The sequence below is a fragment of the Mesorhizobium sp. 128a genome (assembly GCF_053848025.1).
In genome coordinates, this window is sequence record NZ_JBSPKY010000013.1 from 54,952 (window position 1) to 73,013 (window position 18,062).

The 18,062-nt window shown below is 64.3% G+C and carries 14 protein-coding genes; 2 read left to right on the forward strand and 12 right to left on the reverse strand.

Annotation, left to right across the window (positions count from 1 at the left end):
* Positions 1-35 precede the first annotated feature (35 nt).
* Positions 36-1,019 carry an ABC transporter permease gene (locus tag ACWTU9_RS21285; protein ID WP_455860120.1) on the reverse strand — a complete coding sequence of 328 codons (984 nt, stop codon included), beginning with the start codon at positions 1,017-1,019 and terminating at the stop codon, positions 36-38.
* A gap of 287 nt (positions 1,020-1,306) precedes the next feature.
* Between ACWTU9_RS21285 and ACWTU9_RS21290 the strand changes: the two genes are divergently transcribed.
* On the forward strand, positions 1,307-2,269 hold the full coding sequence (locus ACWTU9_RS21290) for a sugar-binding transcriptional regulator (RefSeq protein WP_455859989.1): 963 nt from the start codon (positions 1,307-1,309) through the stop codon (positions 2,267-2,269).
* A gap of 202 nt (positions 2,270-2,471) precedes the next feature.
* Here ACWTU9_RS21290 and ACWTU9_RS21295 read toward each other — a convergent pair whose 3' ends face one another.
* From ACWTU9_RS21295 to ACWTU9_RS21310, 4 genes are all read right to left on the reverse strand, one after another.
* Positions 2,472-3,959 carry a xylulokinase gene (locus ACWTU9_RS21295; RefSeq protein WP_455859990.1) on the reverse strand — a complete coding sequence of 496 codons (1,488 nt, stop codon included), beginning with the start codon at positions 3,957-3,959 and terminating at the stop codon, positions 2,472-2,474.
* 17 nt (positions 3,960-3,976) lie between these two features.
* A complete protein-coding gene (locus ACWTU9_RS21300; RefSeq protein ID WP_455859991.1) occupies positions 3,977-5,299 on the reverse strand; it encodes an NAD(P)H-dependent oxidoreductase in 1,323 nt (440 codons plus the stop codon).
* A 169-nt stretch (positions 5,300-5,468) separates the two neighbouring features.
* Positions 5,469-6,353: a DUF427 domain-containing protein gene (locus ACWTU9_RS21305; RefSeq protein WP_455859992.1), complete on the reverse strand. Its 885-nt coding sequence runs from the start codon at positions 6,351-6,353 to the stop codon at positions 5,469-5,471.
* Between the two features lie 24 nt (positions 6,354-6,377).
* A complete protein-coding gene (locus ACWTU9_RS21310; protein ID WP_455859993.1) occupies positions 6,378-8,033 on the reverse strand; it encodes an ABC transporter substrate-binding protein in 1,656 nt (551 codons plus the stop codon).
* Between the two features lie 115 nt (positions 8,034-8,148).
* On the opposite strand from ACWTU9_RS21310, the gene ACWTU9_RS21315 reads away from it, so the two are divergent.
* On the forward strand, positions 8,149-9,057 hold the full coding sequence (locus ACWTU9_RS21315) for a LysR family transcriptional regulator (protein WP_455859994.1): 909 nt from the start codon (positions 8,149-8,151) through the stop codon (positions 9,055-9,057).
* A gap of 7 nt (positions 9,058-9,064) precedes the next feature.
* Here the strand turns inward: ACWTU9_RS21315 and ACWTU9_RS21320 are convergent, their stop codons facing one another.
* The 7 genes from ACWTU9_RS21320 to ACWTU9_RS21350 all read right to left on the reverse strand — a co-directional run bounded on the left by ACWTU9_RS21320 (position 9,065) and on the right by ACWTU9_RS21350 (position 17,962).
* Positions 9,065-11,083: a dipeptide ABC transporter ATP-binding protein gene (locus ACWTU9_RS21320; RefSeq protein WP_455859995.1), complete on the reverse strand. Its 2,019-nt coding sequence runs from the start codon at positions 11,081-11,083 to the stop codon at positions 9,065-9,067.
* Complete coding sequence (locus tag ACWTU9_RS21325; RefSeq protein ID WP_454586747.1) at positions 11,076-11,951, reverse strand: ABC transporter permease; 876 nt, start codon at positions 11,949-11,951, stop codon at positions 11,076-11,078. Before ACWTU9_RS21325 ends, ACWTU9_RS21320 begins: the two co-directional genes overlap by 8 nt.
* Positions 11,948-12,901 carry an ABC transporter permease gene (locus ACWTU9_RS21330; protein ID WP_455860121.1) on the reverse strand — a complete coding sequence of 318 codons (954 nt, stop codon included), beginning with the start codon at positions 12,899-12,901 and terminating at the stop codon, positions 11,948-11,950. Before ACWTU9_RS21330 ends, ACWTU9_RS21325 begins: the two co-directional genes overlap by 4 nt.
* A 69-nt stretch (positions 12,902-12,970) precedes the next feature.
* Positions 12,971-14,635 (reverse strand): ABC transporter substrate-binding protein, encoded by a 1,665-nt coding sequence (locus tag ACWTU9_RS21335; RefSeq protein ID WP_455859996.1) that lies wholly within the window; start codon positions 14,633-14,635, stop codon positions 12,971-12,973.
* Positions 14,636-14,943: 308 nt separating this feature from the next.
* Entirely contained in the window at positions 14,944-16,128 is a 1,185-nt protein-coding gene (locus ACWTU9_RS21340) for a mandelate racemase/muconate lactonizing enzyme family protein (RefSeq protein ID WP_455859997.1), read from the reverse strand.
* Entirely contained in the window at positions 16,125-17,234 is a 1,110-nt protein-coding gene (locus ACWTU9_RS21345; protein ID WP_455859998.1) for a mandelate racemase/muconate lactonizing enzyme family protein, read from the reverse strand. The genes ACWTU9_RS21340 and ACWTU9_RS21345 overlap by 4 nt, the downstream gene beginning before the upstream one ends.
* Positions 17,235-17,269: 35 nt before the next feature.
* The gene (locus ACWTU9_RS21350) at positions 17,270-17,962 is read right to left on the reverse strand and encodes a GntR family transcriptional regulator (protein ID WP_455859999.1); all 693 of its coding nucleotides are present in this window, start codon (positions 17,960-17,962) and stop codon (positions 17,270-17,272) included.
* Between the last annotated feature and the right edge of the window lie 100 nt (positions 17,963-18,062).

Here is an 18,062-nt window from a genome sequence, read left to right on the forward strand (position 1 = left end):
GGACATCCGGGCGAATTCCTGTTGCGGCTCGCTCCTCACTGCCGTCGCCGACGCCAGGTGTCGGTGGCGACCGCCAGCGCGATCACCACGCCAATCACCACCTGCTGGATGAAGGGCGAGACGCCGAGCAGATTGAGCCCGTTGCGCAGCACGCCGATGATGAGCACGCCGATGGCCGTGCCGCCGATCGAGCCGACGCCGCCCGACAGGCTGGCGCCGCCGATCACCACGGCAGCGATGGTGTCGAGCTCATAGCCGAGGCCGGAGCTCGGCTGCACCGAATCCAGCCGCGCCGCCAGCACGATGCCGGCAAGCCCGGCGAGCACGCCGCAAATGGCATAGACCCAGTTGGTCAGCGACTTCACCGGAATGCCCGAGAGCCGCGCCACCTCGGCGCTGCCGCCGATGGCGTAAAGGCTGCGGCCGGTGGCGCGATAGTTGAGGAAGATGGCGAAGATGATCGCCAGCACCATCATCAGTCCGACGGTGACCGACAGGAAGCCGAAATGGCGGATGATCGACAGGTTGGTGAACCAGTCGGGAAAGCCGACGATCTGCGAGCCGTCGGTGATCATGTTGGCAAGACCGCGCGCCACCGACATCATCGCCAGCGTGGCAATGAAGGGCGGCAGCTTGGTGACGGTTACAAGCAGGCCAGACACCAGCCCGCAGAGACCGGCCACCACAAGGGCGGCAACGACGCCGGCAGCAAGGCCGAGATTGAGATAATCGGGGTGGGCGACGAAGCCCATCACCATGGCGGCCAGCGCCAGCACCGAGCCGACCGAGAGATCGATGCCGCCGATCAGGATGACCAGCGTCATGCCGATCGCCATGATGCCGAGAACGGTGATCTGGTCGAGCACGTTGAGGATGTTGCGCACGGTGAGGAATGTATCGGTGGTCAGGGTCAGCGCCAGGCACAAAAGCGCCAGCCCGATCAGCGGTCCCATGGTTCCGGCGAACAGCGCCGAAAGCTTCGCGCTCGTCGCGCCTTGCGCGCTGGGCGCGGCTTTCAACTCGCCAGCTTTCGAGTCGCTTGCATCATTGCTCACGGCCACTTCGTCTCCTCCGTCAGCGAAACGGCGATGGCCTGCGGTCCGCTCTTGTTCACTAGGCACCTCCCTGTGAACAATTTATCTTTGATATGCAATTTTGTTCAGCTAAACTGTTCATTAGAAAATTGTCAAGAGCCGTTGCGCCACTCGGCGACGGTTTGCGCCACAGGGCGGTTTGTCCTAGGGAAGGCCAGGGGGCGGCGCTTTGCGGAAAAGATTTCCGAAATCTGCCGCGGGAGGGCACGAGCATGGCGACCGTCGAAAACGAGAAGGCCTCGCGCTTCCCCGATGCCGAGCTGAAGGCCCGCGCCGCCTGGCACTATTATGTCGAGGGCCTGACGCAGGAGCGCATTTCGGAAATCCTCGGCGTCGGCCGGATCAAGGTCCACCGCATCCTCTCGGCCGCCCGCGAGGAGGGCATCGTCCAGTTCCGCATCCGCGACAGTGTCGTCGAATGCGTGCAACTTGAGGAAAGCCTGAAGCAGCGCTTTGGGCTCAGCCAGGCCGTCGTGGTGCCGTCGGCCGCCGACCGCAGCAACGCGCCGCTGATGATCGGCCACGCCGCCGCCGCCTATCTCGCCGACAACGTCAATGCGGGCGATGTCATTGCGCTGGGCTGGGGGCGTACGCTGAAATTCGCCATCAACGAATTGCCGAGGCGGCCGATCGCCAGAACCACTGTCGTGTCGATGCTCGGCGGCCTCACCCATGCGCAGCCGCTCAACCCGACCGAAAGCGCCTGGGAGTTCGCCGAAAAGATCGGCGCCGAATGTTTCCTGCTGCCGGTGCCGGTCTATGCCGACAGGCCGGAGCAGCGCGACGCCTTCATGAGCCAGCGCAGTGTCCAGGATGTCGTCTTCCGCGCGCGCCGGGCCAACATCGCCGTGCTCAGCGTCGGCTCGTTCTCCAACGACAGCCCGATCGCCAATTATGGCTTCATCAAGCCGAGCGAACTAGAGGAGCTGCAGGCGGCCGGCGCGGTCGGCGACCTGTTGTGCCACTTCATCGACGCCGAGGGCCGCTCGGTCGACCACGAGGTCAACCGCCGCGTCTGCGCCTATCCGCTGCAGGATCTGTCCGACATTCCGAGCATCATCCTGGTTTCAGGCGGCCAGGAGAAGGTGCCTGTCATGCGCGCGGCGCTGGCGGGCACCAAGGTTTCGGTGCTGATCACGGACGAGGATGCCGCCAAGGGATTGCTTGGGCGTTGATTTCAGAGGTCGCGATCCTTCGCGCCCCCCTCTGGCCTATCGTCCATCTCCCCCCAAGGTGAGATTGTACGCGCCTCTGCTTTCGCCAATCTTCATCGTTGTAGAGGTGAGCGAGGCGCCGAAGCTGCTGATCTCCCCCCCTTGTGGGCCCTTGTGGGGGAGATGTCCGGCAGGACAGAGGGGGCGCTGTCCCGCCGACGTCTCAGACCTCACCCAACCGTGCATGGATGTCGCGCGTCGCGTGATAGAGGTCGCGGTAGATCGCCTTGCGTGCCCGGTAGGCCGGGACCAACGCATCGACCGGGTCGACCTTTCTGGTCGGCTCCACCGTCATCGCCTTGGCCGCCGCCTCTGGTGAGGGGAACCATCCAACGGCCGACGCCGCCAGCATGGCGGCGCCCAGTGCAGCGGCTTCGTTGACCGGCGAAACCGAAAGCGGGCGCTCGAGCACGCTGGCCATGATCCGCATCAGCAGTGCCGAATTGGTGCCGCCGCCGGCGGCGATCATTTCCGCCGGTGTGCCACCGCTCTCGGTTTCCATCGCCTCGCTGGCGATGGCCTGCTCGAAAGCGATGCCTTCCAGCGTCGCACGGAAGAGGTGCCTGGGCTCATGGTCGAGCGACAGGCCGACGATGGCGCCGCGTGCCGCGCCATCCCAATAGGGGCTCATGACACCGGCCCAATAGGGCATGACCAGCAGCCCGTCGCTGCCGGCCGCGACATCGACCGCAAGCCTCTCCAACTCGGCTGCGGAAGACGCGCCGGTGGTACGCACGATCCAGTCGACCAGTTGCATGCCCGAGCGCAATACGGTCTCCAGCATGAAGCCGGAGCCGGTCGGCGAGACCAGCGTGCGAAACGCGTCGGACGTAGTGACCACGCCGGAATAGCAGCCGCTGACGACGCCGGAGCCGAGCGACAGATAGCTCTTGCCGGCCCCATAGACACCCATACCGAGGCCCATGGCCTGGCCGTCGCCGGCACCGGCGACGATTGGCGTGCCCGCCTTCAGGCCGGTCGACTGCGCAATGCCTTCGGCAAGCCCGCCGCAGAGCTCGCCTGGACCGACCAGCGCCGGCAACTGCTCGGGCTTGAGTCCCGCAGCTGCGATGAGCTCGGGGCGCCATTCGCCTGTCGCGACGTCGATCAGCCCAAGCGGGTCGGCACTTGCCGTGCTGGTGACCAGACGTCCAGTCAGCCGGTGGACGAAGAAGCCGTGGACGTCAACCAAAGCGGCCGCCTTGGCCAGAACCTGCGGCTGGTGCTCGGCCAGCCACGCGATGGCGTAGAGCGCCGGCGTTGGATCCGGCGGCTTGCCGCTCCAGTCGCGGATCGCCTCGCGGCCGAGCTCGGCCGACAGCCTCGCGACCTGCGGCCGGGCGCGCTCGTCGAGCCAGAGGATCGCCGGGATGAGCGGGTCGCCGGCCTCATCGATCAGCGTGAAGCTCTCGCGCTGATGGGCGATGGCAATCGCCGCCACCCGCGCGGCGCCGACCTTGGTCGTGACCTGCTTCAGCGCGCCGACAAGGGCTGCCCACCAATGTTCGGCATCCTGCTCGAAATGGCCGGGCCTCGGGTTTGAAAGCGGATAGGTTTCGCGTGCCTGGTAAAGCTCGGTGCCATCGCGCGCGAAAGCGATCGCCTTCACGGCCGTCGTCGAGGCGTCGATCCCGATAACGACATCGTCCATCAAGAGGCCCCGAAGGTTCAGGCGGCGTTGGTCACGAACCGTCCGTCCGACTGGTCGAGACGACGGCGGATCTGCGTTATCACCATCGAATCGTCGGGTACACAATTTTCATAGGTGAGAAAGTCCCCGGTCTTGATCGGCTTGACCACCTTGGCGCGTTCGGCAAGCCCCAGCGGCAGCGCACCCTTGGCGCGCGCGCCCTCCCAGGTCATGGCAAAGCCGCGATAGTCGGTCTCGCCGATCATGCCGAGCGATTGCCCGGCGCCGAGATCGCTCTTGGCGACCGCCACCGCCTCTGCCACCGGATGGTCGAGCGGCTCCATGTCGGCGCGCTTGTAGACCACGGCGCGCGCCGCCGACAGCGGCACTTCCAGACTTGTCAGGTGGTAGGGCCGGAAGATCGTGAAATAGGGGCCCTTGCCGACCTTGAGGTCGATCATGCGCTCCATGACGCGCGGATGCCTGGTCTCGATGACGCAGAACACGCCGGGCGCCACGCCCTTGCCGATGGAATAGTCGACCACGCCCTTGCGGTGCAGCACGCCGCCATCCTCGCGTGGGCAAAGCACGCTGGCCAGTTCCTCCAGCGTCGCGGTCGGGCCATGCATGCCCGGCACGTCGGGAACCAGCCCGGTGGCATTGGCGATCGCCACCATCTCGATCGCGGTCTTGGAGCCGTCGACGAACTCGACCAGCATGCGCGCATTCATGTTGCGCTCGGCCGCCTCCTTGGCGTAGTCGGCCGGCATGGCGTCGAACTTCAGAGGGTTATTCTTGCCCTTGCCGGCGGCGATGATGTTGAAGCCGAGACTGCGGGCAAAGCCGATGATCTCCAGCGTGCAGGCGGGCTCGTCACCGGCCGCCCCGGTGTAGACGACGCCGGCCTTGCGCGCTTCTTCCTTGAGGAAGCGGCCGATGGTGATGTCGGCCTCGACATTGAGCATGACGATGTGCTTGCCGTTCTTCATCACTTCAAGCGCAAACAGCGTGCCGATGTTGGGATTGCCGGTGGCGTCGATGATGACGTCGATGCGGCCGGCGGCGGCCAGCGCGTGCAGATCCTCGGTGATAGCGATCTTGCCGGCCTCGATGGCGCGGTCGATGGCCGAGGCATTCGCCGCCTGGACGATGTCGGAGCGATCATGGCCGGCCAGCAGTGCGGCATCGATCGCCGCTTGTGGCCGTACCTCTGAAATGGCACCGATCCGCATGCCCGGCATCAACGCGACCTGGACGATGATGTCGGTGCCCATCTGCCCGGCGCCGGCCAGGCCGATGGTGATAGGCCCCTGGGCTTCAGCGCGCTGCAGAAGTTCCGCTGCAAATTGCGGATGGGCCATATCGCTTCCTCCAGTCGTGACGCACTGCTGCGTCAAATCATCATTTTGAACATTCCTATTTCCATTTGAAAAATATTTCAACCGGGAAAAGAGCGGGAAAAGAGCGAGGGGGGCGCGAAGGAGCGCTGCGGCTACCCTTCGGCACCCGCTACCTAGACGGGGCGTACCCTCAGAAATACCCGCTCGAAGCCGCCGTGGCTTCCTTCGAAATCTCCACCCCATCAACCAAAATCTTGTCGACGAGCTCGTGGTGGAAGCACACCAGGCCCTTGATGCGCTCGGCCTCATGCACCGGTTCGGGATAATACCAGACCATGTTCTCGTGCCGCTTGGTGGTGGTCGTCACGTGGTAGTAGTTGGAGATGCCCTTGTAGGGGCAGCGCGAGATGTAGCGGCTGGGCGCGAACATATCGAGCCGGGTGTCAGCGATAGGCAAATAGTGGCGTACCGGATGGCCGGTCTCGAACAGGAACACGCCGCGGCGTGAATCCGCCACCTGCTCGCCGTCGAGGATGACCTGCACCCGCCGCGACGAGGGCAGGCAGTCGACACGGCGGAACGGATCACGGGCGTGGACGAAGATCTCCTCATCCTCCTCGAACCAGTGGCCCATCTTGCTCCACACGAACGACATGTAGCCGGCAATCGGCGGGCAGCCCTTGGCCGGGTCGAGATAGCGCCATGCACCGTCCTCTACCAAAGTGATGCCGGTGTTGAGCGAGTAGAAGGTTGCGGTGCCCTTATAGGGGTCTTCGGTCGTCGTCTTCGAGGGCAGCAGGAACTCCTCGCGCACATCTTCGATCGGGAAATAGTAGACCGGCAGGTGATCGGATTCGTAGAACACCAGCGCCCTTGTCGTGTCGGCGACGGTCATCGAGCCGACCTGCACCCGCAGCCGTTTCAGCGTCGGCATGGTGAAGGCGACATAGCCGGGCTCGAACTCGTACTGGACGATCTGATCGAGCACCGGGAAATGCGGTCCGCGACCGCGCAGATGAGGCTTGCGAATGGTAGTCTCCCGTTTCTTGTCCTTTGTATCAGGACGTTGGCGCATGACCTCAAGCCGAGGTTGGATCCTCTACCCCAGGGATACGCGATCGAGCAGCAGGCCGGCGGCAATCGGCGGCAGGCCGCTGACATTCTTGCGCACCGGCACCAGAAGGTCGGGGAAATAGCTGAAGATGACGGGCGTCTCGTCGAGCAGCAGCTTCTGGATGTCGGAGGCGGCAGCCTGCTGCGCGCCGATATCGAGCGCCTTCAGATAGGAAGTGACCATCCCGTCATAAGCAGGGTTCCTAAAATGCGCCGCATTCCACGGTCCGTCGCTGACGAGCGGGCTCTTCAGGAAAACGTTTGGCACGCTGCGATGCGCGTAGTCGGTGATCCCAAGCGGACTGTCCAGCCAGTCCGACTGGCCGAACACCGCCTTGCCGTAATATTTGTCCTGGTCCTCGATGTTGAGCGCGACGCGGGCGCCGATCTCCTTGGCGAAATTCTGGAACAACTGCGCATAGCCGGGAATGTCGGAATAACGCAGCGTCGTCAGCGTGATGTCGAAGCCGCCGCCGAGCCCCGCCGCTTCCATCAGCTGCTTGGCCTTGGCGATATCCTGCGCACGCTGCGGGATCGATTTGTCGGTGGCCGGGAAGGCCGGCGCGAAGGGGCTGTCATTGCCGGTCGCCGCCATGCCGCGGCAAAGCCCGTCGACCAGCTTGGAGCGGTCGATGCAGAGCGCCAGCGCCTGGCGCACGCGCTTGTCGGTGAACGGCGCCATATTGCAGCGCATATGCAGCTGGCGATGCGCGGTGGAGGCAACGCGCAGCACCGTGATATCGGGGCTGTTCAGCACCACCTGGCTGACATCGAGCGGGACGGCGTCGAGCAGGTCGACTTCGCCTGCCTGCAGCGCCAGGATGCGCGGCTGCACGTCGCCATAGAATTTGAATTCGAGCCGGTCGGGCAGCGCCTTCTCGCCCCAATAATCAGGGTTGCGCACGAAGGTAGCGCCGACCTTCGGCGTGTAGCTCTCCAGCCGGAACGGGCCGGTGCCTTCGAAGGTCTTTTCGTAATCGCCCTTGTAGCTCGCCGGCAGAATGACGGCGTTGTAATTGTCGATCGACACCGAATAGGGGAAGCTGCCGTTGGGCGCATCGAGATGGAAGGCGACGGTGTGGTCGTCGACTTTCTGGGTGCCGCCTTTCGACAGCAGCCCCTTGAACACCGAAAGCGCATTGGAGGCGCCGGCGGGATCAGCCAGCCGGTCGAAGGTGGCGACGACGTCGTCCGCCTTGAAGTCCTCGCCATTGTGGAATTTCACGCCCTTGCGCAGCTTGAAGGTCCACACACTGCCGTCCTCGTTGGGCGACCAGCTCTCGGCCAGCACCGGCTTCAGCGTCAGGTCCGGCTGGGTGACGCATAAAAACTCGGCGGTCTGGAACACCAGCTGGTAGCTGCCGCTGTCATAGTAGGTGACGGGATCGATGGCGCCGCCCGGCGTGGCGATGCCGGCGCGCACGGTGCCGCCCGGCTTGCCTTCGGCGCGCGCCGGCTGTGTGCCGTAGCCGGCCGCCGCAACGATGCCGCCGAGGAATGGCAGCGACAGGCCGAGCAAACTACCGTGCCTGAGGAAATCGCGCCGGCCGATGCGGCCGGCCAGCAACTCGTCGACAGCGGAATTTTCGATGGCGCTTAAATGCTTGCGGGCTGTATCGATGGTGCAGAAAAGCCTGGGCATGGCGGACTTCCCTAGGGTTTGTGGGGGCTTTGCCAAATAGGTCACTGTTGACCTCGGCCGGAAAGCGATATTTTTTGATGGGGGCCATCGAAATTTTCGATGGCGGAGCCAAATCATGGACACCGAAAATCTGCGCAGTTTTCTCGAGGTTGCCACCCATGGCAGCTTCACCGTCGCCGCCAGCCGGCTGAACCTCGCCCAGTCCACGGTCAGCGCGCGAATCAGAGGTCTGGAGGAGCAACTGGGGCGCCGCCTTTTCGTGCGCGACCGCGACGGCGTCACGCTGACGCCGGCCGGCCGCCAGTTCCTACCGCATGCCTCGACGATCACCCGCACCTGGGAGCAATCGCGGCAGGACATCGCCGTTCCCCATGGCTATGAGACACTGCTCCGGCTCACCGCGCCCGCCTATCTGTGGGACCGCATCACCTCGTCCTGGATTGCCTGGATGCGCGAAAGGCGGCCGAATGTGGCGCTGAGGCTGGAAGGCAGTTTCCCGGACCAGGCGATCGACCAGCTGGCCGAAGGCCTGCTCGACATCTGCATCCTCTATCTGCCGCGGCCGCATCCCGGTGTCGTCTACGAGACGCTGGCGGTCGATCAGATCGTGCTTGTCCAGCATGCCGCACAGACCGGGCCGTGGACCGAGAATTACATCTTCATGGACTGGGGACTGGAATTCCGCATCGAGCACGACCGCGCCTTTGCCGGCATGGTCAAGCCGGCCATCTCGGCAGGACTGGTCTTCATCGGGCTGCAGCATGTCTTGTCGCAGCAGGCGGCGGCCTATCTGCCGCTCAGCGCCGTCAGCGGTCATATCGAGCGCGGCGAGATGCGGCGCATCGAGGACGCGCCGGTTTTCCAACGGCCGATCTATCTCGCCTATCCCGCAAACCCGCTTTCGTCGGACACCCTCAACGTCGCGCTCGATGGATTGCGCGCGCTGGCCAATGACTGGACGCCGGGCGAGGGCTTTGCCGAAGGTGATCGCGTCTTCAGCATGGCGGAGGGTTATCGGGGTTAACCAGCCCTCAGGCTGGCACTGGCTGCTTAGGCGCCTGCAGCCTTGCCAGCTCCGCATAGGGAATATGGCAGCGGATCGAATGGCCGGGCTGGGCTTCGCTGAGCGGCGGCTCCCGTTCCTCGCAGATCGCGCCGATCTTGCGCGGACAGCGTGTGTGGAAGACGCAGCCTGAGGGTGGATTGGTGGCGCTGGGGATTTCGCCGTCGAGCCGGATGCGCGACGTTTCCTTGTGGTCGAGCTTGGGCACCGCCGACAACAGCGCTTCCGTATAGGGGTGATGCGGCCCGGCAAAGACATTCTCGGACGGTCCGAGCTCCATGATGCGGCCGAGATAGAGCACGGCGATCTTGTCGGAGAGGTAACGCACCACGCCAAGGTCGTGCGAGATGAAGATGTAGCTGACATCTTCCTTCGACTGCAGGTCGGCAAGCAGATTGAGGATCGCCGCCTGCACCGAGACGTCGAGGGCCGAGGTCGGCTCGTCACAGACGACGATGCGAGGCTCGCCGGCAAAGGCGCGCGCAATGGCGACGCGCTGCTTCAGCCCGCCCGACAGCTGGCGCGGCTTGACGGCCAGATGCCGGTCGGTCAGCCGCACCGAGCGCACAAGCTCTTCAAGCCTGGCCTGCAGTGCAGCACCCTTCAGGCCGGCCAGCCGCTTCAACGCCCGGCTGATCAGGTGGCGGATCGAATGCGAGCGGTTGAGGGCGGAATCCGGATTCTGGAAGACGATCTGCATCGCCTTGATCTGGTCGTCACTGCGGCTGCCGAGGCTGGGCGCCAGCCGCTTGCCTTCGAGTTCGATCATGCCGCCTTCATCAGGGGGCACGAGGCCGAGCAGCAGCCGCGCGAAGGTGGTCTTGCCGCTGCCGGATTCGCCGACAAGGCCGAGCGTCTCGCCGGGCCGCAGGCTGACCGAGACATCCTTCACCGCCCGCAGCGCATGGCCATGGCTGGCATAGGTTTTGTTCAGTCCGTCGACGCGCAGAACAGCCGGAGCCTCCTTGCGGGCAGGGGCCGTGACATCGCTCGGCGTCGCGCGGGGCAGCGCCTGCGCCTGTTCGTGATAGTGGCATCGCGACAGTCTTCCACCGAGATCGTAGAGCGGCGGCAATTCGGTGCGGCAGCGGTCGGTGGCGAGCGCGCAGCGATCGGCGAAGGCGCAGCCCTTGATGGTGGCGCCGATGCCGGGCAGGAAGCCCGGTATGGTGTCGAGCCGGCCATGGTCCTTGCGCTGGCCGCCGCGCGGCAAGCAGCGCAGCAAGGCCACGGTGTAGGGATGGCGCGGATCGCTGAACACGCGATCCGTCGGCCCTTCCTCGACCAGCATGCCGGCATAGAGCACGCCGACCCGGTCGCACATGTTGGAAACGACGGCGAGGTTGTGGCTGATGAACAGGATCGAGGCCGACAGTTCGCGCCTGAGCTGCGCAATCAGATCGAGCACCTCGGCTTCCACCGTCGCGTCGAGGCCGGTCGTAGGCTCGTCGAGGATCAGCATGGTCGGATCGTTGGCCAGCGCCATGGCGATCGCCACGCGCTGCTGCATGCCGCCTGAAAGCTGATGGGGGTAGCGCTGCATGACGCTCTTCGGGTCGGAAATGCGCACCCGGTTCAGCATGGCGATGGCGCGGTCTTCCGCCGCCTGTCCGGTGACGCCGCCAAGCTCGAAAATCTCGGTCAGCTGCCGGCCGATGCGCAGCGACGGGTTCAACGCCTTGCCCGGATCCTGGTAGACCATCGACACGCTGTCGGCGCGGGCGCGCCTGAGCGCCTCAGCGTCGAGCTTCATCACATCCTGGCCGTCGAGCGATATCGCGCCACCGGTGATCGAGCCGTTGCGCGGGAGATAACGCACCACGGTGAGCGCCACCGTGGATTTGCCGCAGCCGGATTCGCCGACCAGCCCGTAGGCCTCGCCCTGTTTGATGTTGAGGCTGAGATTGCGCAGCACCGCGCGGTTGCGGCCGTTGACGCGGTAGGCGACGGAGAGGTCGTTCAGTTCGAGCGCGTTGGTCTCAGTCATTGAGCGCCCCCTGGACACCGTCGGCCGCAAGGTTGACGCCGATCACCAGCGAGGCGATGGCCAGCGCATCGAACAGCACCGTCCACCAGAAGCCGCCGCCGATCATGCCGTAATTCGAGGAGATCGACAGACCCCAGTCGGGCGAGGGCGGCTGGATGCCGAAGCCCATGAAGGAGAGCGTGGCGACGGCAAAGATCGCATAGCCGAGCCGCACGGTGGTCTCGACCAGGATCGGCGGAATGACGTTGGGCAGGATCTCGACGAACATCGTATGGAATGCGCTCTCATGCCTGAGCTGCGCTGCGGCCACATAGTCGAGCTCACGTTCGGCAAGCACGGCCGAGCGCACGGTCCGCGCAATGATCGGCGCGAAGCTCAGGCCGATGACGACGATCACCGTTGCCTTGGAGGTGCCGAGCGCGACGATTGCCAACAGTGCGACGATGACCACGGGAATAGCCATGAAGGCTTCGAGGATACGGCTGACGATGTCGTCGACAATACCCCGGAAATAGCCGGTGAAGAGGCCGAGCGCGGTGCCGGCCACGGTCGCCAGCAGCGTCGCCAGCGGCGCAACCGTCAGGATATCGCGCGAGCCGACGATGACACGCGAGAAGACGTCGCGGCCTATCTGGTCGGTGCCGAACCAGTGCTCGCCCGAAGGCGGCGCCAGCGCGTTGATGATGTCGTCGGCAAGCGGGTCATAGGGCGCGAAGTGCTCGCCGAACAAGGCGCAGGCGACCCAGAACAGCACGATGCCGAGGCCGACGAGGAAAGTCGGCGACCGCAACAGCGAGAAGAACACTTCGGCCCATGGGCCGCGCGGGGCGGCAGTGTCGGTCGACGGGAGGGTTTCGGTCGTACTCATTGGTCTGTCCCCAGCCGTATTCGCGGATTGAGCACGGAATAGAGAAAGTCGGCAGCAAGGGTAGCCACCGCATAGACGATGCCGATGGTCAGGATGCCGGCTTCGAGGATCGGGAAATCCTTGCCGCGCGCGGCAGTAAAGATCAGCGAGCCGATGCCCTGGTAGCGGAACAGCGTCTCGATGACGACGAGGCCGCCGATGAGATAGCCGGTCTGCGTCGCGATGACGGTGATGGTCGGCAGCAGCGCATTGCGCAGCACATGCCGCCAGATCACCGTGCGCCACGGCAGGCCCTTGAGCACGGCCGTGCGCGTATAGTCGGAATCCAGCGCCTCGATCATGCCGGAGCGCGCCATGCGGGCGATGTAGCCGAACAGCACCAAAAACAGCGGCAGCGACGGCAGGATCAAATAGTAGAGCTGGGTGAAGAAGCCGGCATCCTTCGGCCATGCCGCCGAGATCGGCAGCCAGCGCAGCCACACACCGAAGATCAGGATCAGGATGATGCCGGTGACGAACTCCGGCAGCACCGTCACCGAAAGGCCGCCGAGGCTGATGATGCGGTCGAGCGGCCGGTTGAGGTTGAGCGCGGCAATGACGCCGCCGAGGATGCCGATCGGCACCACCAGCACGAAGGCAACGGCTGCCAGCTTCATCGAATTGACGAGCGCATCCAGCACGAAAGGCGCCACCGGCGAGCGGAAGATGTAGGACGTGCCCATGTCTCCCTGGATGAAATTCCAGATCCAGCTGCCATATTGGGTGAGCAACGGGCGGTCGACGCCGAGCGTGTGGTTGAGCGCATCGACGGCGCGCTGGTCGGCGAACGGCCCCAATATGGCGCGCCCGACATTGCCGGGCAGCACCTGGCCGCCCAGGAACACCATGATCGAGAGCAGGAACAGCGTGACGAGCGACAGCGACACACGCCGGGCGAGGAAGGAGAGAATGGCTGAGACTCCTTGGCTAGCCAGCTCCTGTGCGGGAGCTGGCCGTTAGAGGATAGGCTTTCCCTTCCCTCAGGCCTTTGACGCCTTGTCCAGGAACAACTGCGACATCGCTGTCGGCTGTACGCCGGTCACGCCTTTCGCCGTCGCCGTCAGATAGTCGTAGAAATAGCCGAAGATGACCGGCGTTTCCTCGAGCAGCAGCTTCTGGATCTTGCCGGCGTCGGCCTTCTGCGCCTCGAGGTCGAGGGCGGCGATGTAGCTGGTCGCCAGCGCGTCATAGTCCTTGTTCTTGAAGTGCGCTGCGTTCCAGGTGCCTTCGCTCTTCAGCGGTGCCGCCAGATACACATTCGGCACGCCACGGTGGCCGTAATCGGTGATGCCCATCGCCGAATCCAGCCAGTTCGATTTGCCGAACACCGCATCGCCATAATAGGCGCCCTGGTCGAGAATGTTGAGCTCGAGCTCGATGCCGATTTCCTTGACCCAGTTCTGAACGAGCTGGGCGTATTCCGGGATCTCCAGATAGCGCTCGGTGGTGAGCGTCATCTTGAAGCCCTGGCCGACGCCCGCCGCTTCCATCAGCTGCTTGGCCTGGGCAATGTCCTGCTTGCGCTGCGGCACGCTGGTGTCGGTCGAGGGGTAGACGGCGGCGAACGGGCTGTCATTGCCCAGTGCCGAGCGTCCCTTCATCAGGCCGGCGGCGAGCTTCTCGCGGTCGAGGCAGAGCGCGATGGCGCGGCGCACGCGGGCGTCCTTCGTCGGGCCCTCATCGCAGTGCATATGCAGCTGCTGATGCGCCGACGACTTCAGGCTGATGATGTCGACGTTCGGATCGTTGAGCAGCGCCACACCTGACAGCACCGGCATCTGGTTGATGATGTCGACCTGGCCGCCTTGCAGCGCCAGGATCATCGGCTGCATGTCGGCAAAAAAGGTGAACTCGGTGCGCTCCGGCAGGGCCTTCGGGCCCCAATAATTTTCGTTGCGGACGAAGGAAGCGCCGACCTTCGGTGTGTATTTTTCGATCTTGAACGGGCCGGTGCCGTCGAAGCTCTTTTCGTAGTCGCCCTTGTAGCTGGCCGGGATGATGACGGCGTTGTAGTTGTCCGACGACAGCATGTAGGGGAAGTTGCCGTTCGGCGCGTCGAGATGGAATTCGACCGTGTAATCGTCGACCTTCTTGCTCGCGCCCTTCTTCAGGATGCCATTGAACACCGACAGCGCGTTGGACGAATTGGCTGGATCGGCAAGGCGGTCGATACTGGCCACCACGTCCTCGGCCTTCATCTCGCCACCCGAGTGGAATTTCACGCCCTTGCGCAGTGTGAACGTCCATACCGTGCCGTCGGCGTTCGGCTTCCAGCTTTCGGCAAGTGCGGGCTGCAGCACCAGATCGGGGCCGTCGACGCAGAGGAATTCGGCCACTTGCTGCATCACCAGCAGGCCGCCGGCGTCGGCAATGGTCACCGGATCGATGGCCGCGGCAGGCACGCTGCTGGCCACACGGATGGTGGCCCCGGGCGCGCCTTGAGCGCGGGCAAGCGAGGGCATGCCACTGAGCCCGGCTGCCGTGGTGATGCCGCCGAGCAGCGGCAGCGACAGGCCGAGCAGGCTGCCGTGGCGGATGAACTCGCGGCGGCTGACGCGGCCATCAACCAGCCCGTCGATCAGGTGGTTTTCGAGCGGCGTGCGCTGGCGCCGGATGAGGTCGAGAAGGCGGTAATTCTTGATCATGGGTTCTACCCTTTCCCCTGTGTTTTTGTAGTTGGTTGGTTTGTGGCTGACGAAATTCCGTGGAGTTCTCCTTGTCCCGGGCGTCAACAATGTCTCTCGGCCGGGACTGTAGCATGCGATTTTCCGCGGTTCATCCGGTCCACAATGAGGAAGGGCCGGACTTTGCGAGGCATCTGCTTTTTACCCGTTCGTCCCGCGCGCTTGTGATCGTTACCACGAGCCGCAGGCTTCTCTTGTTGTATCCGTCTCTTGTCGGCTTGTGTGATCACTCCTCGTTGTTTTGACGCAAAATCCGAACCGAAACCCGCTTAGCTCAACGGCAGCCGGCGATAGGTGCCTGGCTTGGCCGGATCGTGGTATTTGTTGCATGGCCCGTTCTCGACGAAGTCGCGATGGCAGGCGGCGAGCCTCTCCTGCGACAGCGTCACGCCGAGACCGTGGCCTCCCGGCACCGGCACGACATTGTTCTTCGGTGCGAACGGCCCTTCCTCGATAATATCCATTGGCTGCATGCGAAACAGCGACTGGTTGGGCTCGCGGATCCAGCCAAGTGCGGCGCACAGATGCAGGTAGCAGGCGCTGCCGACGCCGGTGTCGCCGCTGTAGCACCAGTAGTCGATGCCTGCATGCTCGCAGGCGCCGACGAAGCGTTGCATGCGGCCGATGCCGCCATGCGCGGTCGGGTTGCCGACAAAGGCGTCCGGCACCTTCAGATCCATGGCGCGCGCAATGTCGATGTTGTGGGTCGAAAACGGGATCGAGGTGTGACGCCGCAATTCGCGCATCTCCTCTGACGTCGCCACCGGGTCCTCCCAGTTGCGCACGCCAAGCTCCTCCAGCGGCCGTGCCAATTGTCTGGCCGTGGCCAGCGAATAGGCCTGGTTGGAATCGATGCGGATCATCACATCGTTGCCGAGTTTTTGGCGGATCAGCTCGACCATCTTCAGCGAGAGTTTCGGATCATGCGTCGAGAACTTGCCTTCGAAGAAGGTGGTGCCGAAGCGCTCGTTGAGTTCGACGCAATAGTCGGCGACTTCTTCGGGCGTCTTCTCTCCCTTCACCTTCGCGCCATCGCCGCGCAGCGAAAAATAGTCGGTGAAGGGAATGTCCTTGCGCACGGCGCCGCCGAGCAATTGGTAGAGCGGCTGCTTCCACGCCTTGCCGCGCAGGTCCCACAGCGCCACCTCGATGGCGCCGAAGGCCATGATGCGGGTGCGGTCATTGATTGACTGCACGCCGCCCCAGAAGGGCAGGCAGACCTCCTCGGCGCCGGCTATGTCGAAAGCGTCGCGGCCGACAAGTCGTGGCGCCAGCACATCGTTGATGATCGCTGCGGCGCCTGGCGTCGGCGCTTCGCCGATGCCGACCAGCCCGTCCTCGGTTTCGACCTCGACGATGGTCGGCGAGAACCCGTCGAGTTCGCCGAACACCCAGACGTAGGGCGCTTCCAGACGATAGTTGATCGGCGTTGCCTTGATGCGCTTGATCTTCATCTTGAGCCGATCTCGAAGAAGGGCTTGCCGAGCAGGCTCGGGTCGACATCGATGCCGAGGCCGGGCCCGTCGGGAATGCCCATATGGCTGCCGGTGACCGGCGGAGCGTTTCTGGCCGTGCGAACCGTGACCCATTCATGGAAGGCGATGGCGTGCAGCCGGCGTTCGGCCGGCGTCGACAGCGACAGATGCGCCATCGCCGCCGTGTCGATCTCGGCGCCGCCCGTGTCCTCGACGGTGATCATGAAGCCGAGATCGACCGCGACGTCGCGGATTTGCTTTGTCCTGGTCACGCCGCCCAGCCGCGAGATCTTCAGCGTTAGTCCGTCGGCCGCGCCCAGGCGGTGAATTTCCAGCATCGCCTCCAGCGAGATGACGCTCTCGTCCAGCACCATCGGCTTGTCCAGCATGCGGCGCACCGCCATGTTCTCTTCGATCGTCGTGCAGGGCTGCTCGAACGTGTAGTCGATGCCGCGCGTGGCGTCGGCGAACTGGCGCGCCTGATAGGATGTCCAGCCGGCATTGGCGTCGCAGAAAATGACGGTGCCTTTCGGCACCGCGGCTGCGACCGTGCCGACGCGCTCGATGTCGTCATGCACATTGCCGCCGACCTTGACCTGCAGGCGGCGACAGCCCTCGGCGATGATCCTTTTGGCTAGCGCCGCCATCTGGTCGAGCGTGCCATGGGTGACGACGCGATAGGTCTCGGCCATGTCGCTTTCGCGGCCGCCAAGCATCGTCACCAGCGGCACGTCGGCGGCGCGCGCCGCCAGATCCCAGCAGGCCATGTCGAGCGCCGACTTGATGTAGGGATGACCCTTGAACACCGTGTCCATCAGCCTGCCAATGCCGGCCAGCCCACGCGGATCCTGGCCGATCAGATGCGGCGCGATTTCCGGCACGCCCGCCCGCGTTCCCGCCGGAAACGCGGCCGAATAGAAATTGCCGAGCGGCGCCATCTCGCCCCAGCCGGTCACACCGCTGTCGGAGGTGATGGCGACGATCACCGCGTCGAAACAGTCGGCAACCCGCCCCTTGGACATGCGGTACGGCCCGTCCACGAAGGGCTGCACGACATGATATGCCTTGATGTTCTTGATCTGCACTTTGTCTGTCCGTTGTTTCTTGCTGTAGGAACTCTTCAAGCGCCCTTCGATGCCCGCTGTTCGAGGCCGCGCGCATAGGCAAGCAGTTCCTCGAAATCGAGGTCGATGTGTTCGCGCGCATGGCGCTGGGCGGCGCGCATGTCGGCGCCCGTCAGCAGCCGCACATAGGTCTCGTGGACATCTTCGGCGGGCACTGCTTCCTTGCGCGCCTGCTGGTGTAGGGCGAAATACATTTGCAGCCGGCTGGTCAGCCGCTGCCATGTCTCCAGAAGCACCGAATTGTCGGCCCATTCATAAATCAGCCCGTGCAGTTGCAGCGCGGTCTCGATCTGGCGCGTGGTGTCGCGCGCGCGCGTCGCCTGCTTCACCGCTTCGTGGCGGCGGTCGAGCTCGTCGAAGAAGCGCTGGTCGCGCAGCTTCCAGGTGCGCTCGATGGCGAACTCGTCGAGCACCTTGTTCAGCGAATAGGCGTCGTCAATGTCCTTGGCAGTGACGTCGATGACGAACGTGCCGGCATAGGGGATGCTGGTGAGGATGCCTTCCTGCACCAGTTCGCGCATCGCCTCGCGCAACGGCGCGCGGCTGACCCGCATCTGCTCGGCGATCCTGAGTTCGTTGAGTTTCTGGCCGGGTTCCAGTTGGCCGGTCAGGATCGCTCGCCTGAGCAGCGCGACGATCTCGGCGCGGCGTGTCGTATCCGCGATCGGACTGAAATCCAGCTTGGCCATGTCGCCACTCCAGTGAGAGCCGGAAACAAGACAAGCAGATTGTCGACAATCCTACAAGTGCCATTTCGGGATTCTTGTAGCCGGGCTGGCGCCTCAGCCT